Origin of the sequence: Spartinivicinus poritis, assembly GCF_028858535.1 — a bacterium.
GTDB lineage: Bacteria > Pseudomonadota > Gammaproteobacteria > Pseudomonadales > Zooshikellaceae > Spartinivicinus > Spartinivicinus poritis.
The window spans coordinates 13,301-28,883 of sequence record NZ_JAPMOU010000014.1 but is presented as its reverse complement, the minus strand read 5'-3'; the positions used below and the strand labels follow the sequence as shown (position 1 = coordinate 28,883).

The window sequence follows — 15,583 nt, the reverse complement described above, 5'->3', positions numbered from 1 at the left end:
AATTTTGCTCAAATATTATACTTATAGACAAGCATCAAAAGGCCTTAAAAAAAAGCCTGGGATATTTCCCAGGCTTTTTGACCACAAAAGCGATAAGCAATAATTAACGCTTTGAGTACTGTGGACGCTTACGCGCTTTGCGCAGACCCACTTTCTTACGCTCAACTTCACGTGCATCACGAGTCACATAACCCGCTTTACGTAAAGGTGAACGAAAATCTTCGTTGTACTCAATCAAAGCACGAGTAATACCGTGACGAATCGCTCCAGCTTGGCCAGAACCACCCCCACCTTTAACTGTTACTTTGATGTCGAAGTTTTCCAACATCTCAACAACTTCAAGTGGCTGACGAACAACCATCCGAGCAGTTTTACGACCGAAGTATTCATCCAATGGACGACCATTAACTTCGATAGCACCGCCTCCAGTTTTCAAGAAAACACGAGCAGTCGAAGATTTGCGACGACCAGTTCCGTAGTATTGAGCCGTAGACATATTCAGACCTTCCCGTTAAATTTCCAGAACTAGAGGTTGTTGAGCTGCATGCTTGTGCTCGGCACCAGCATAAACTTTCAGCTTGCTGTACATAGCCCGGCCCAACGGACCTTTTGGCAACATACCTTTAACAGCTTTCTCAATGATACGCTCTGGCGCATGATCAATCAGCTTTTCAAAGTTCATAGTACGCAAACCACCAGGATAACCTGTATGACGATGATACAGCTTGTCCTTCGCCTTATTACCAGTGACATGCACTTTTTCAGCGTTTACGACCACAATGTAATCACCTGTGTCCACATGAGGTGTGTACTCAGGCTTGTGCTTACCACGTAGCCGCAGCGCAATTTCAGTTGCTAGACGACCCAGAGTTTTCCCTGAAGCGTCTACTACGTACCAGTCACGCTTTACAGTTTCTGGTTTTGCAGTATAAGTTTTCATATTACTTTATGCCTCGTAAGTCGATTCAATATCGACAAAATGTTACAAACTGAGCTTTTGGCAATCCTAAAACCACCAAAAGGGTTTCAGTGTTGCACACGGGCATCTCAATTCGCGGGAAACGAAGCCGGCGATTATAGCGCTAAGCGCTTGGATAAAAAAGCCCCTAATAACACTTTATAAACCTCAAGGGTAGTTTATTTTTCGGCCAACATCATTATAACAAAATCACTACCGTTATATTTTTCAGTTACATTGTTAAATAAGCTATTTGATAAAGTGTGTTATTTAATTTAGAAACTTTAGGAAAACCACATGCAATACCACCCATTAGGTAACAGTAGTCTTAAGGTGAGTGAACTTTGCTTAGGCACCATGACCTGGGGAGAACAAAATAATCAACAAGAAGCGTTTGAGCAATTAGACTGTGCAATGGACCAGGGCATTAACTTTATTGATACGGCAGAGCTTTACCCTGTCCCTCCTAAAGCAGAAACCTATACTAAAACAGAAAGCATAATTGGTGAGTGGATAAAACAGCGCGCCAACCGGGATCAGTTTATCCTAGCAACTAAAGTCACAGGCCCTGGTGACTGGGTAAGCTATATGCGTCAAGGGCCAAGGTTGGATAGAAGCAATATTATTGCAGCAGCTGACGCTTCACTTGCTCGCTTAAATACCGACTACATCGACTTGTATCAAGTTCACTGGCCAGAACGACAAACTAACTTCTTTGGCCAGCTCAGTTACCCTTACCCTATCGAAGAACAAACTGTTGCTATTGAAGAAACCCTTGCAGCTCTTAGTGAGTTAGTCAAAAGTGGCAAAGTCCGGTATATCGGTATCTCTAACGAAACGCCCTGGGGCGCCATGCAATATTTGCAGTTAGCTCAGCAGCATAGCATGGCCCGCGTGGTATCCATCCAGAACCCTTACAACCTGCTAAACCGAACCTTTGAAATTGGCCTGGCAGAATTTACTCATCGAGAACAGCTTGGCTTGCTCGCCTACTCTCCCATGGCATTTGGTGCGTTAAGTGGCAAATATTTACATGGCGCGAAGCCCGCTAATGCTCGCTTAACGCTATTTAGCCGGTTTGCTCGTTATTCCAACCCACAGGCGGTTAAAGCAACAGAGCAATATGTAGCCATTGCCAAGCGACATCATTTAGATCCAGCTCAAATGGCCTTAGCTTTTGTTAGCAGCCGCCCTTTTGTTACCAGTAATATTATTGGTGCTACCAGTATGGAACAGCTAAAAGCCAATATTGATAGTATTAATTTAGAGCTTTCGGAAGAAGTACTAGAAGAAATAGAGGCGGTTCATACTGAGCAACCGAATCCCGCGCCTTAATTTTGAAGAGATAGCAAACTGCTCCCCCCCTTTGATAAAGGGGGGCTAGGGGGGATTTAAAGTTGCCAAAGTTTTTGAGCTATCTTCGTCTTATTTGTATGTAAAAATCCCCCTCAATCCCCCTTTTTCAAAGGGGGAAGTTATGGATCTCGCCATAACTCTCCACCCCCTTCATTATTAAGCCTTATGCGCTCGTCCCAAATATTCATGAGACTGCATTTCCAACATCCTACTGGTTGTTCTTTCATAAACAAAGGCTAATTGAGTACCTTGATAAATATTCGGAATTGCCACTTCAGCCGACATAATCACTTTGACGTTACGGTCGTAAAACTCATCAATTAAATTAACAAACCGGCGCGCCTGATCATCATTGCTAGCAGTCAGTTGCGGTATATCACTAAGCAAAACCGTGTGAAATATCTTAGCCAGCTCAATGTAGTCATTCTGGCTTCGCGGCCCATCACACAACTCGTTAAAACTAAACCAGACAACATCATCGCAACACTTCAATGCAGTGATGGTTCGCCCTTCAATAACCAGCGGCTCATTTTCAGTAGTATGCGCTTTATCTGGCACCAGTCGGCTAAAACTGTCTTCCATACTGGCTGTTGCTTGAGCACTTAATGGGTGATGATAAATTTCTGCCTGCTCTAAAACCCTCAGCCGATAATCAATACCACTATCTACATTAACTACTTCAGTATATTTTTCTACCAATTCAATTGCAGGTAAAAAGCGTTGACGCTGCAAGCCATCTTTATACAACTCATTGGGTACAATATTTGACGTTGCTACTAAAGTAACCCCGTTAGCAAACAGTTGCTCAAACAACCCACCTAAAATCATCGCATCGGTTATATCCGACACAAAAAACTCATCAAAGCAAATAACGCTAGCCTCATCACTAAGCCGCTTTGCCACGATAGTTAACGGGTTTTTTTCACCTTTCAGGGTTTTTAATTCCTGATGTACCCGCTGCATAAACCGGTGAAAATGTGTACGCATTTTATTTTCGAATGGCAGACTGTCAAAAAAAGTATCTACTAGATAAGTCTTTCCTCGACCAACCCCCCCCCAGAAATACAAACCCTGGCAGGGTTCAACTGGCTTTTTTTGACCAAACCATTTTAACCAGCCTGTCACTGGCTTAGATTGCTCTTGCTGAGCAATAATCAGATCTTCATAAAGCCGCTGCAAATGTTTTACTGCCTTTTCCTGCTCGGCATCGTAACTGAAGTCTTCTCGAAGCAAGTCTTGTTGATAGCGCTCCCAAGGTGTCATAACAACTGAACCTAACCCATTAACTGTTGCGTTGATTTTGTGAGCGCCACTTTAACTACCTTGAAAACATTGTGCAATTCGTTATAAGCCGCAATAAACTTGTCCTCAAGTGCTAAATTTTCTGACATAACCAGCTAAACTAGGGGTATCAGCCAACAATGCCATAAGAATAGAGCTGACTGACCTTAGGTGCTTGATTGTACTTCTAAAAATCACATACAAAGGGTATACATCAAATCAAAAAATAGCTAATTTAGGGGCATAAGCTAAAACAATGGTGCTTTAGCTTCAGGCTGCTTAGAGCAAAACGAGTTATACGACAAAATAACAATAGTACTCGCAGGTATCGGTAATATGCCGACCACTCTTGGCAAGTAAGTTGCTGGTAATAACCAATAAAATTCAGCAACCCTATAGATAGGAACGACAAACATTAGAGGCATTAGTTGTGGAAACAGCAAATCTCATTTGGTTTATCTTAGGAGTGATGGTGGGTGCCTCACTGCTGTATATGTTTAACCTCATGACAAGCAACAATAGTAAAAGCAATAAGCTGGAAAACCAGCTACAGCAAACACAAAATGAGCTAAATAGCTATCACGAAAGTGTTAATGAGCACTTTAACCAAACTCGTGAGCTTGTCAACAAGCTCACTGAAACCTACAAAGACCTTAATCAACATATCGCAAACTCTGCTGCTACATTATGTGATATAGAAACGCAGCAAGGTGCAAATGATGCTCTACTGGCTACAGATGCCTTGGTTTCAGGTAAAAAGCCAGAAGCTGATGAGCGCCATGATGCAATTGAACCACCTAAAGATTACGCTCCCAAAAAGCACCCAACAGAAAAAGGTACACTGTCAGAAGACTTTGGGGTAATAAGGCGAGAAAACCCTTCTTTATCATAAGCATAAAAAAGCAGCCAAATGGCTGCTTTTTTTATAGCTATTTTTAAGTAACTTTCAGTCAAGCTTATTGCTTTTCTAAGCTGTCCAAAAACTTTTCAGCATCCAGTGCAGCCATACAGCCTGTTCCCGCAGATGTAATCGCCTGACGATAGACATGATCCATTACATCCCCCGCTGCATACACACCAGGAATACTAGCTTGAGTTGCATTGCCCTCTAAACCACTTTGCACTTTGATATAACCATTATGCATATCCAATTGCCCGTCAAACAGACTGGTGTTGGGCGTATGGCCGATAGCAATAAATACCCCGGCTACAGGAATGTCAGTCAGCTCATCAGTATGCTTGTTACGCACTCGAATACCTGTTACACCAGCGTCATCCCCCAGCACCTCATCAAGAGTGCTATCAAGTACCAGCTCAATATTGCCACTTTTGACTTTATCCATCAGTTTATCCTGAAGGATTTTCTCCGCACGAAACTCATCACGACGATGCACCAAGGTGACTTTTTTGGCAATATTGGCTAGATAAAGAGCTTCTTCAACTGCAGTATTTCCCCCTCCAATCACAGCCACATCTTGCTTTTTGTAAAAGAACCCATCACAAGTAGCACAAGCAGATACCCCTTTTCCTTTGAATGCTTCTTCACTGTCAAGCCCTAGGTATCTGGCACTAGCGCCAGTGGCAATAATCAGTGCATCACAAGTATATTCGCCACTATCACCCTTCAAACGAAATGGGTGTTGTTGCAAGTCAGCAGACTGAATATGATCAAACACAACTTCAGTATTAAAGCGCTCAGCATGCTGCCGCATCCGCTCCATCAATGCAGGTCCTTGTAACCCTTCAACATCACCCGGCCAGTTATCCACATCCGTTGTTGTTGTCAGCTGGCCACCCATCTGAATACCTGTCACTAGCACAGGATTTAAGTTGGCCCGCGCAGCGTATACAGCAGCTGTATAGCCAGCAGGACCAGACCCTAAAATCAACAACTGGGCATGTTTAACTTCTGACATTGATAGCTCTCCTTTAAAATCGTATTTGAGCCCTGCACTAGCAGGCTAATTGCACCATATTATGACGCTTCTTTTGCTTGGATGCACCACTAGCATCTGGACTTGAGATTAAATATTATCAATGGTGGTTATAGTAAAAATCTATTTGGTTACACTCACAATTTAAGGGCTCTTTTATATGCTAGGTACCCAACAGTTTTTTCAAGGACTACAGCTCATCAGTCAGCCAGGGCTCAGAAAGTTTGTCGTTTTCCCCCTGCTACTTAATATTTGTGTGTTTACAGCTGCCCTTATTTTATTATTTAGCCAATTTGGCGCCTTGATAGGCTGGTTAATTGGCGACCTGCCCAGTTGGCTAAGCTGGTTAGAATACTTATTATGGCCTTTTTTTGCGATTACCGCCCTTTTGTTGGTATTTTTTACCTTTAGCATCATCGGCAATATCATCGCCTCCCCTTTCCATGGTTTTCTGGCTGAAGCCGTCGAAAAGAAAATCACCAATAATCAAAACGAAGAAGATTTTAGCTGGCAACAACTGGCTGTCGTTGTACCCAAAGCAATCGGTCGAGAACTACGTAAACTGCTGTATTATTTGCCCTGGTTAGCTATTCTTTTGCTTATCACCATAACCCCTGTACTGAATATTATCGCCCCATTTGCCTGGTTTGCCTACAGCACCTGGATGCTTTCAGTGCAATACGTTGATTATGCCGCCGATAATAATGGGGTTGGATTTAAAGAAATGATTGAACAGTTAAAGCAAAGTCGCACCAATGCCCTGACCTTTGGTGGCACTGTTTATTTATTAATGTTTATTCCATTTGTTAACTTTTTAGTCATACCTGCCGCAGTGGCTGGTGGTACAGTCATGTGGGTAGAGTTAAACAGGAAAAAAATATAAATAATAACTTACATAAACAGTACCTAGAAAAAGCCCGGCTATAGCCGGGTTATAAATCTAACTAGCGCATAATTCGCATATCAAAAGCCATTCTATTTGTTTGACAGTTTTAGCAATGAATACGCGTTTTACCCTCCTTAATGATAATCATGCTAGTTCCTTTGCAGCCTTGTTCATCTTTACCTCTAAATACATACCATTTGCTATAAATTTCAGGTAAGTATTTTTGCTTTTTTTCATTAAATGTACTCCACTCTATACGCACTATAATATCATCAGAATTCATTATATATTCAGCCGTGCTTTCATCTCATACTGAAATATCAGGTTTATAGTGACAATTAGCTTCATCACTTTCTCTAAAAAATAACGATAATAATAGTCATATTGTTTTATTTCTTTAGCAGGTAATATTTTTTATTATAATCATCTACAACTGCTTTTAACTCCTCCCTTGTTTCTGGTGGGCTAACAATTACAATTTTTTTCAACTTTGCCAATTGAGAGGTAGGACTACCTTCAAAAATCGTATTACCAAGGATATCTTTGGGCATCTCCACTCATTGTTTATGGCTTCTGCGCAAGCTAACGGGGTCTTGAACAAGTCAGCTTGCGTGTAAGATAGGTTACCTTTGCAAGCAAGCCAACACAGTAAAAGAGCCCGTCAGGCAGCGCCTTTCAGGCCCATCTAGTAAACCCACACTCAGTTTCGACAGGCCATCAGCACGCCTTCAAACCAACGCCTTGATTGCGAATTTACCAGAAGATCAGAGACAACAAACAATTATTAGAAGAGCCTTTTATACAACAGCACTGTGAGAAAGCTTTTAAGCAAAACAAAATGTACAACAGTTATACACTCACATCAAATCCCGGCCCAAATCCCATTCCCCAAAAGAGTGCAGTGATCACTTTCATTGTCACTAGCAATACCAAGCCAACACACACGACAGATGTAGCAAATAGAAAGCCTTGCTCTTCAGGGATTGTCATCATTCTAGGTAAACCCACATAAAGCAAATAAACGGTATAAGCGACGCCAATAATCGAGCCAATTAAATACAAAGCAGTATTAGGATAAAGCGCTAAAAGGCCAACAAAATAGATAGGCGTTGCTGTATAGGCGGCAAACACAATACATTTGGTATAGCTTGGCTTGGTTCCATAGGTTTTTGCCATCCAATGGATAAACAGCCCCATAAATACAATCCCAGCTAAAATTGCCATATAGCCTGCTACAGACATCAACAAAGCACTTTGGTGATCGATAATGACTTTATCCAAAGTACCAATCGACCAACCTACAGTAGTAGCGCCATAATAAGAGCTTACTGCCGGGATAGCCGCTAAAATAAAGACATGCAGTAAGTAATATTTTTTATTAGCCAGTGTCTCTTTTCTAATAAGATCATATTCTTCTTTAGGGTGAGCAAATAAACCCCAAACATGATTAAACAAGATCATAACTGTCTCCTGATCAAAGTCCTTTTCAACTTTTCATATAAGGGCACCTCTAAAAGCCGTATTTTTTATGAGAGCAAGGCAGCAACGCACGGAAGGCCGCAGTGTATAAGAAATACATGAGGACCTGAGTACGGAGCTAACGCAGCTATCGTGAAAAAGTGCACTTTTAGAGATGCCCTTAAGACAGACGTTAAATTGTAACAATTATAATGAGTATAGCCTTCCTTAGCTCAAATAGTTCGTCATCAATAGTATAAGTATACCCAATATGAATGGTTTTTAGGTGCGACCATCAAGTGACGAAACCCCATGAGCCTATAAATAATAGGTGATTGGGGTGACAGTTAAATGCTCCATGCATTAACTGCATTCACACCATCCTTGGTGATTAGGAATGAAGACTGTTAAATGCTCCTGCATAAACTGCATTCCCACCTTCCATGGTGGTCATAACAAAACCTAGAAATCATTCGTGAAGGGTATTTAACTCTCCCTTAATACCACCATTGGACTTTCAGTTATCACTCGGCGACTTGACCATAGTCCAATACTGGCAATAATGCTACTGCCCAATAAAGGTAAGCTAAGCCAGAGCCAGCCATTGGTTTGGTAACTCAAGTCAAAGGTGATGTTATATAGCAGCCGACAAACTAGTTCTGTGCCTAACGCCGCCAACAACCCTGCGACGCCACCTAAAGCGGCAAATTCAATTAACTGGCACTGGCGAATCTGCTGGCGGCTTGCTCCCAAGGCACGCATCACCCCCCCTTCTTGAATACGATCTGCTAGTGTGCCTTTAATTGCTGCATATAATACTGCTAATCCAGCAATTAAAATAAATAACAAAACATATTCAATCGCAGAAGTGACCTGAGTCAAAATCAATCGTACTTGATTCAACATAGCGGCCACGTCTAACAAAGTGATAGCAGGAAATTGCTTCACCAAATCAGCCAACAAATACTGCTTGTCTGCAGGTAAATAGAAGCTGGTTAAGTAAGTGGCAGCAAATGGCTCAAGCACCGGTTTGGGAAAAATCATATAAAAATTCGGTTGAAAAGACTCCCAGTTGACGGTGCGGAGGCTGGTTACAGTTGCTTCCAAGTCTTGTCCAGCAATCGTAAACGTCAACTGATCACCCAGTTTTATATTCAACCGGTCAGCCAGTTCCTGTTCAATAGACACCTCCTGACTTGTTGAGTCTGGTTGCCACCATTGCCCCGTCACTAACTCATTTCTGGGAGGCAATTTATGTCGCCAGGTTAAATTCAGCTCTCGATTTAATGCATTATCCGCCTGCTGCTCTTTCGATACCGCCTGTTTAACGGGCTTACTATTTATTTCCGTTAGCCGACCACGAATAATAGGATATAACTGGGTGTTTTCTATCTTATGCTCATTAAACCAGTCAGCGACTTGTTGTTGCTCAGCCAAGGGGATATTAATGGCAAAATAATTAGGGGTTTTGGGTGGTAATTCTTGCTGCCACTGGGTAAGCAAATCTGTTCTGACTACCAAAATAACAGCCATTGCTAACAAAGTTAAACCAAATGCCAGCAACTGTGTTGCTGTGAGTCCAGCCTGTCTTTGCATATGGTTTAAGCTTAATCGGATAGCTAGCGGCCATTGCAATAATTGAATGCGTGAAAATACCATTTTCACTCCCCACTGCAAGCCAAACCAAACCACTAACCCCACGCCAGCTACAGCAATCAATAACCCCAGTGTCATCCACCATTCGCCAGTAAACTGCCAAAGCAGTACAGTTAGTGCAGTAAAAGCCACACCATAAATCAGGTAGGAAGATAAAGGCGGCGGTACTAGCTCCCGCCGAAATACCCGTAATGCACTCACTTGTTGAAGTGAAATAATAGGAGGTAAGGCAAAGCCCAGAATTGCCACCACGCCGGTTAATAAGCCCAAATATGCAGGCCAAAAGCCCGGCAAGGGTAAATCTGCAGGCAACAGCCCTGACATCAAGGCCACAAATGTCCAGTGCAATAGAAAACCAGCCAAGCAACCAATAGCACTCACCACCAATGCTAATATCAACAACTGACCAAGATAGAGTTTGCCAATAAGCGCGCTTTGCCCCCCTAAACAACGCATAATGGCGACTTGGTCGAAATGCCTGGCAGCAAAATGCTTAGCCCCAATAGCCACTGCAACACCTGCCAATAAGACAGCCATTAAAGTCGCTAACCCCAAATAACGTTGTGCTCGATTAATCGCTTTATGTAACGCTGGCCGACCTTCTTTTAAAGTAGTCAGCTTGTCGGTTGGGGTTAATTGAGGCGTTAACCACTGGAGTAGCTGAGTCACTTGAATATCACTTCCTGCCACCAGCCATTTATAACGCACCCGGCTACCAGGTTGGATAATTTCGGCAGCAGCAAGATCTGCTTTATTCATTAATGCCCGGGGCGCCAGGGTATAAAAATCCCCACCACGATCTGACTCATACAACAGTACCTGAGTCACTTTCAACTGAGTTGCCCCCATCTCAATCGTGTCCCCCAGTTGCAGCTTAAGTTGATGGAACAGCCGCCGTTCTAACCAAACTTCTCCAGGCTGTGGTGACTGTTTAACCTTACTCCCTTCTGTGTCCTCCAACTGGGCCCCAGTAGTGAGCCAACCCACTAGTGGATAGGGTGACTCAACCGCCTTAACAGCAGTCAACACCATTTGATCCTGAAAAATCACCACACTGGGAAATTCAATTAGCTCCGTTTGCTTAAGCTGTAACTGCTCTGCTTGTGCTAACCATTCTGTCGGTGCTGTGGCAGATCGCCCAATCAGCAAGTCTCCTCCCAGTAATTCTGCAGATTGGCGATACATGGTTTTTTCCAGCCTATCGACAAAAAAGCCGATTGAGGTGGTTGCTGTCACAGCCACCAATAACGCCAGCATAATGACCCGCAACTCCCCTGAACGCCACTCTCGGCCCAACAATCGTAAGGCCAACTGAGCTAAACTAGCCATGTGCAGCATCTCCTCCCTGTTCATGAGCGATTTGCTCATGCAACTGCCCACCATCCAGGTGCAATTGCCGCTGGCATCGCTCTGCTAGCTGGGTGTCATGGGTCACTAAAATCAAGGTGGTTTGATGTTGCTGGTTCAGCTCAAAAAGCAGCTCAATAATCGTGGCCCCAGTTGCCTGGTCTAAATTACCTGTCGGCTCATCTGCAAATAATACTTTTGGCTCTGCCACAAACGCTCTGGCAATGGCCACTCGCTGTTGTTCTCCACCTGACAACTGCTTCGGGTAGTGATCAAGCCGTGCTTGTAGACCAACTTTTGTCAGCCAGTTAATGGCCGAGTTTTTTGCTTCTTTAACTCCATTCAGCTCTAGCGGTAACATCACGTTTTCCAGAGCTGTTAGTCCTGGTAGTAATTGAAATGACTGAAAAACAAAGCCAACGGTCTGCGCCCTTACTGCTGCCCGCCCATCCTCATCCAAATGGCTGATGGGTTGACCCGCAAGAATCACTTCACCACTGGTCGGCTGATCGAGCCCCGCTAGTATACTTAACAAAGTTGACTTACCTGCCCCTGAAGCGCCTACAATAGCAACACTTTCGCCAGCCTTGATGGCAAGCTGCAAATCTTTCAGAATAGTTAATTGGGTATTACCTGTGGTAACTTTTTTCACTAAATCCACTGCAGAAATCACGACAGGTGTTGGCATGCTATCCTCGCTTATGATTCGTTTACTAAAACCACTCTTCCTACTGATGCTCGTCAGCTTACCCCAATTGGGCCAGGCAAACACCCTCTTAATATTTGGCGACAGTTTAAGTGCAGGGTACGGGCTTAAAGAGCATGAAGGCTGGGCACACTTACTAAAACAACGTATTGCCCAAGACTATCCAACCTACCAAGTTGTTAACGCCAGTATTTCTGGCGAGACCACCACTGGCGGCCTGGCTCGTCTGGAAAAAACATTGGACAAGTTCAAGCCCACAATTGTTCTACTTGAATTAGGAGCAAATGATGGCTTACGAGGACTACCCATACCGCAAATGCAGCGTAACCTGCAAACAATGATTCAACAGATAAAAAAAACAGGCAGTAAAGTGGTATTAATGGAAATGCGCATACCACCTAATTATGGCAAGCGATATACAGAACTATTTCAAAAAAGCTATAGTCAACTTGCAGTACAGGAAGAAATTAAATTAATGCCCTTTTTTCTTAAAGATATAGCGGGACAGCAACAATATTTGCAACAAGACAATTTACACCCAAACGCTAAAGCTCAACCTATTTTGCTAAACACTATTTGGCAATTTATTGATCCATTGCTTAACAAACCATCAACTTAAGCGCACTCTCAATACCAAATCAAAACCTTTATTTATGCTTACTGGCTAAGAGTAAAGTAAAAGGTACTTCCTTTACCTACTTCTGAGGTAAGCCATATATGGCCACCATGATAATCAACGGCTTTCTTACACAAACTCAAGCCTAAGCCACTGCCTTCAACATCTGAATAGTGATGCAAGCGTTGCAGCAACTGAAAAATGCGTTGATGATATTTGGGCTCAATACCCTGGCCATTATCAGCGACTGCAAACTGCCAATTTGTTTCTTGCTTTGTTCCTGTAATAGTAATGCACGGTGACACGTCTTTGTGGCAATATTTAATGGCATTATTAATCAGGTTCTGAAACAATTGTCTTAATATGGCTGGGTTCCCTGTTACTACCCCACAGTTATAAGTAGTAATGGTCGCATTGGTTGACTTTATGTCTTCAGCAAAATCTTTAAGAATATCTTGAATAAGCCGCTCACTATCAACTGTCTCTTTTTTAGAGGCAGTACCTGTAAGCTCTGCATATTCAAGTAAGCCTTGAATCAGCTGCCCCATTCTAACAGCAGTATTATTAACTTTTTCAAAAATCTGCTGACCCTCTTCAGAAATATCATCCCCGATTAATTCTTGTAAAACAGATAACATGCCTGAAATAGTTCTTAAAGGGGCTTTTAAATCATGTGAGGCTGCATGGGCAAAATCACTCAATTCTTTATTTGCATGCATTAACTTTTCTTCTGTTAATTTCAGCTGCGTAATATCAGTATGAGCGCCTAACATTCTAATCGGCTTGCCATGCTGATTCCTTATCGCCATTCCACGACAGCGAATCCATACCGTACTGCCATTTTTATGACGATAACGTACTAATTGGTCATAAGGATAATTAGGATCTGAGCAATGCTTATCCAAGTTAGTAGCCGCAGTTTGCAGATCTCCCTTATCAATAAGGTCTTGCCACTCTGCTGCGAGGTGTTTTTTTTCGGCTGGATCAAAGCCTAAGATTTTCCAGAATTGAGGGCTTATCCATTCATGTTCAGGCTTTTCCAAGTCCCAATACCAGATGCCATCCAGAGCCCCTGCTTGCAAAAACTCAAAAATTGCTGGGTCATTTCTGACAAGCGAGTAAAGTTCTTCCTTAAGATAGTGTTGTTTATTGTTATCTAAACAAGAGTTACTATTATAAGACATCTATTATTCACTAGATCATTATGCAGATATTTAAAGTGTTTTATTTAAAGTAAACAACAAGGCAAGCACGCTTGCTGTTTACTTATAAATAGTTTTTAAATAGCATAACAGTAAAACAATAATATCTCTATGCAATTAACGTATCCGGCTGATTAGAAAACAACTGACTAATAATTTCTATCTCATTCGTTGTATCATAGACTTCATTAAGCATGACATCTTTCAGTACGATTTTTTGCTTAACATCATCATTTGCTGCAGGGCTGATACTTATCTCCGTATCAGTTACATTAAAGTTAAAGTCTAAGTATTGATCCAGTGACTGGGTTGAATCTATTAACAAATCATTAATATTTAATACATCTTCTGCTACATCAAAGCCAACAATAACATCAACTTCTGGTATATTACTAGTCGATTGATCATCTTGACCAAATATAAAGATATCCTGACCACTGCCTGCAATTAAGTAATTATCAACAGCTGTTTCATAGTGATTTTCTTCCAAAACAACGACTCTTAGCGCCTGTTGTGTGACAGAAGTTTGATCAGTTTTTTTCACGATATCAATCGTTAAATCAATATCCACTTTATTTGCGTCAGAATGATTACTAACAAAGTCATTGGCTAGCTTAATAGTCATCGACTGATGATTCCAGTCAGTAATATCAATTTCACTATCACTGACTTCAAGCTGCTGTACACCATCAGATAAAATAGCACCTTGTGGCAATCCTCTCAGCCAAACCTGAACATCGTCTTTATCGGAGGCGTTAGCATACTCAATCGCAAAATCAGGTAAACCAATTTCCTTATTTTCATATCCCGCAACTACACCGCCACCTGTAATTTCTGTTATTTGAAGATCATCTAAAAATGCCCCTCTTCCTTGAACTGAAGGGTCTCCTGTATGACGGATTGTTACTGTTGCAGGCTCACCATCCCCGATCATTGTATACTTAAACAGTTGCCAATTCGTATCTTTGAGATGAGTGCCATCTAACGCAATGGTTTCTATCACTTCATTGTTCCACAACACCTCTATTTCCGTCACACTCTCATTAAAAAACGGTCTGGCGGAATAATAAAAACTGAATTCATAAATACCCCCCTCCTGCGTATTGACGACTCGATTAATCTCAGTAGCACTCGTAACATCAGCAAAATTTGCAAAAGCAGGATATGGTCCGTTTGCTGGCTGCGCACTATTTAACTCAATAAAGTTGGCACCCGAGTGCGCTGAATACCTACCAAAGCCGTATAAATTAGGAATTTCACCTTCTTCATATTCACGCCAAGCTTCTATTTTTTCACCAGACTTAGGAAGCCAACCATCCAAACTATCCACAAAGGTTCCCATAACAGGTTTAAAGCCTTCAATATCAAAGTTGGTAAAAAACATTGATTTACCGACCACACTGCTCAAGCTTATAGTAGGTGCAGTAAATGTAGGCTCTGGCTGCTGCGGTTGTGGCGTAGGCCCTGAACCTGTCGTGGGTTGCTCAGGTTCAACTGAAGGTTCAGGGCTCGGTTCTGAAACCACAGGCCCTGTTGTGTCAGAAGTAGACTGTCCCAGCCCAGGGTTAGGAGTAAGACTTGGCGTAAAACTAAACGGTGGTATGCTTATACTATTATCGCCGTCTATAGCTCCCAGCCCAGTCAGTTCTGGCTCTTTATCTGACAAAACACTAATCAAGTCATAAACTAACCCTTCAGTTTCAAACCCACTGTCAGAAATAGTTTCATGGCCATCACGGTTAACCACAGGAATAACAGAACTTCCTTCATTTCCCTCCCCAGGGCCACTACTGGCAGGAATACCTGCTGCAGTTGCTTCTCCTACAGCAGTCGGGTCTTGTCCTGCGAGTAATGCTTCTTGTAACTTTTCAATATCAAGTTGAGTTGAGTCTAAAATAGCATTATTTTCTGAGCTAGCTGGCAAGCTCCGCTTGGTCTCATAGTTAACATCATTACTAGTTGACTCAGCCTGTTTAATGGTCTGATCTACTGTCTGTAAAGATATCGATTCATTTGAAACTAACAGTTGACTGGTATTGGCTTCCTGATATGTAGGCTTAGCTACAGCTTGCTCTTTCATCGCCTATCTCCTTGGCAATGTTAAAAACGTGTCACTAATGAGGGTAGAAAAACAACTACTGTATGAGGTTATGTTAGCACTTATTACGCTCTACTCTCGGACC

Annotated in this window: 15 protein-coding genes; 4 read left to right on the top strand and 11 right to left on the bottom strand. The window is 42.3% G+C overall.

Annotation, left to right across the window (positions count from 1 at the left end; all coding sequences use genetic code 11):
• Positions 1-103 precede the first annotated feature (103 nt).
• Together rpsI and rplM are read right to left on the bottom strand one after the other, a co-directional pair.
• Positions 104-496, bottom strand: coding sequence for a 30S ribosomal protein S9 (gene rpsI, locus ORQ98_RS12380; RefSeq protein ID WP_274689123.1), 393 nt, complete (start codon positions 494-496; stop codon positions 104-106).
• 15 nt (positions 497-511) lie between these two features.
• Positions 512-940 (bottom strand): 50S ribosomal protein L13, encoded by a 429-nt coding sequence (gene rplM / locus ORQ98_RS12375; protein ID WP_274689122.1) that lies wholly within the window; start codon positions 938-940, stop codon positions 512-514.
• A 315-nt stretch (positions 941-1,255) separates the two neighbouring features.
• On the opposite strand from rplM, the gene ORQ98_RS12370 reads away from it, so the two are divergent.
• Positions 1,256-2,293, top strand: coding sequence for an NADP(H)-dependent aldo-keto reductase (locus tag ORQ98_RS12370; RefSeq protein ID WP_274689121.1), 1,038 nt, complete (start codon positions 1,256-1,258; stop codon positions 2,291-2,293).
• A 177-nt stretch (positions 2,294-2,470) separates the two neighbouring features.
• On the opposite strand, the gene zapE is transcribed toward ORQ98_RS12370, so the two are convergent.
• Positions 2,471-3,577 (bottom strand): cell division protein ZapE, encoded by a 1,107-nt coding sequence (gene zapE, locus ORQ98_RS12365; RefSeq protein WP_274689120.1) that lies wholly within the window; start codon positions 3,575-3,577, stop codon positions 2,471-2,473.
• A gap of 448 nt (positions 3,578-4,025) precedes the next feature.
• Between zapE and ORQ98_RS12360 the strand changes: the two genes are divergently transcribed.
• A complete protein-coding gene (locus ORQ98_RS12360) occupies positions 4,026-4,487 on the top strand; it encodes a Z-ring associated ZapG family protein (protein WP_274689119.1) in 462 nt (153 codons plus the stop codon).
• 64 nt (positions 4,488-4,551) lie between these two features.
• On the opposite strand, the gene trxB is transcribed toward ORQ98_RS12360, so the two are convergent.
• Positions 4,552-5,511, bottom strand: a complete 960-nt coding sequence (gene trxB / locus ORQ98_RS12355) for a thioredoxin-disulfide reductase (RefSeq protein ID WP_274689118.1) — start codon at positions 5,509-5,511, stop codon at positions 4,552-4,554.
• Between the two features lie 178 nt (positions 5,512-5,689).
• Between trxB and cysZ the strand changes: the two genes are divergently transcribed.
• Positions 5,690-6,412 carry a sulfate transporter CysZ gene (cysZ, locus tag ORQ98_RS12350; RefSeq protein ID WP_274689117.1) on the top strand — a complete coding sequence of 241 codons (723 nt, stop codon included), beginning with the start codon at positions 5,690-5,692 and terminating at the stop codon, positions 6,410-6,412.
• A gap of 109 nt (positions 6,413-6,521) precedes the next feature.
• On the opposite strand, the gene ORQ98_RS12345 is transcribed toward cysZ, so the two are convergent.
• The 5 genes from ORQ98_RS12345 to ORQ98_RS12325 form a co-directional block, all read right to left on the bottom strand.
• A complete protein-coding gene (locus ORQ98_RS12345; protein WP_274689116.1) occupies positions 6,522-6,698 on the bottom strand; it encodes a hypothetical protein in 177 nt (58 codons plus the stop codon).
• A 106-nt stretch (positions 6,699-6,804) separates the two neighbouring features.
• Complete coding sequence (locus ORQ98_RS12340) at positions 6,805-6,966, bottom strand: hypothetical protein (RefSeq protein WP_274689115.1); 162 nt, start codon at positions 6,964-6,966, stop codon at positions 6,805-6,807.
• A gap of 298 nt (positions 6,967-7,264) precedes the next feature.
• Positions 7,265-7,876 (bottom strand): Yip1 family protein, encoded by a 612-nt coding sequence (locus tag ORQ98_RS12335; protein ID WP_274689114.1) that lies wholly within the window; start codon positions 7,874-7,876, stop codon positions 7,265-7,267.
• Between the two features lie 483 nt (positions 7,877-8,359).
• On the bottom strand, positions 8,360-10,858 hold the full coding sequence (locus tag ORQ98_RS12330; RefSeq protein WP_274689113.1) for an ABC transporter permease: 2,499 nt from the start codon (positions 10,856-10,858) through the stop codon (positions 8,360-8,362).
• Positions 10,851-11,564: an ABC transporter ATP-binding protein gene (locus ORQ98_RS12325; RefSeq protein WP_274689112.1), complete on the bottom strand. Its 714-nt coding sequence runs from the start codon at positions 11,562-11,564 to the stop codon at positions 10,851-10,853. The genes ORQ98_RS12330 and ORQ98_RS12325 overlap by 8 nt, the downstream gene beginning before the upstream one ends.
• Here ORQ98_RS12325 and ORQ98_RS12320 point away from each other — a divergent pair.
• On the top strand, positions 11,563-12,201 hold the full coding sequence (locus ORQ98_RS12320; protein ID WP_274689111.1) for an arylesterase: 639 nt from the start codon (positions 11,563-11,565) through the stop codon (positions 12,199-12,201). The two genes, ORQ98_RS12325 and ORQ98_RS12320, sit on opposite strands and share 2 nt — an antisense overlap.
• A 38-nt stretch (positions 12,202-12,239) precedes the next feature.
• Here the strand turns inward: ORQ98_RS12320 and ORQ98_RS12315 are convergent, their stop codons facing one another.
• A complete protein-coding gene (locus ORQ98_RS12315) occupies positions 12,240-13,382 on the bottom strand; it encodes a PAS domain-containing sensor histidine kinase (RefSeq protein ID WP_274689110.1) in 1,143 nt (380 codons plus the stop codon).
• A 127-nt stretch (positions 13,383-13,509) separates the two neighbouring features.
• Positions 13,510-15,480 carry a hypothetical protein gene (locus tag ORQ98_RS12310; protein ID WP_274689109.1) on the bottom strand — a complete coding sequence of 657 codons (1,971 nt, stop codon included), beginning with the start codon at positions 15,478-15,480 and terminating at the stop codon, positions 13,510-13,512.
• Between the last annotated feature and the right edge of the window lie 103 nt (positions 15,481-15,583).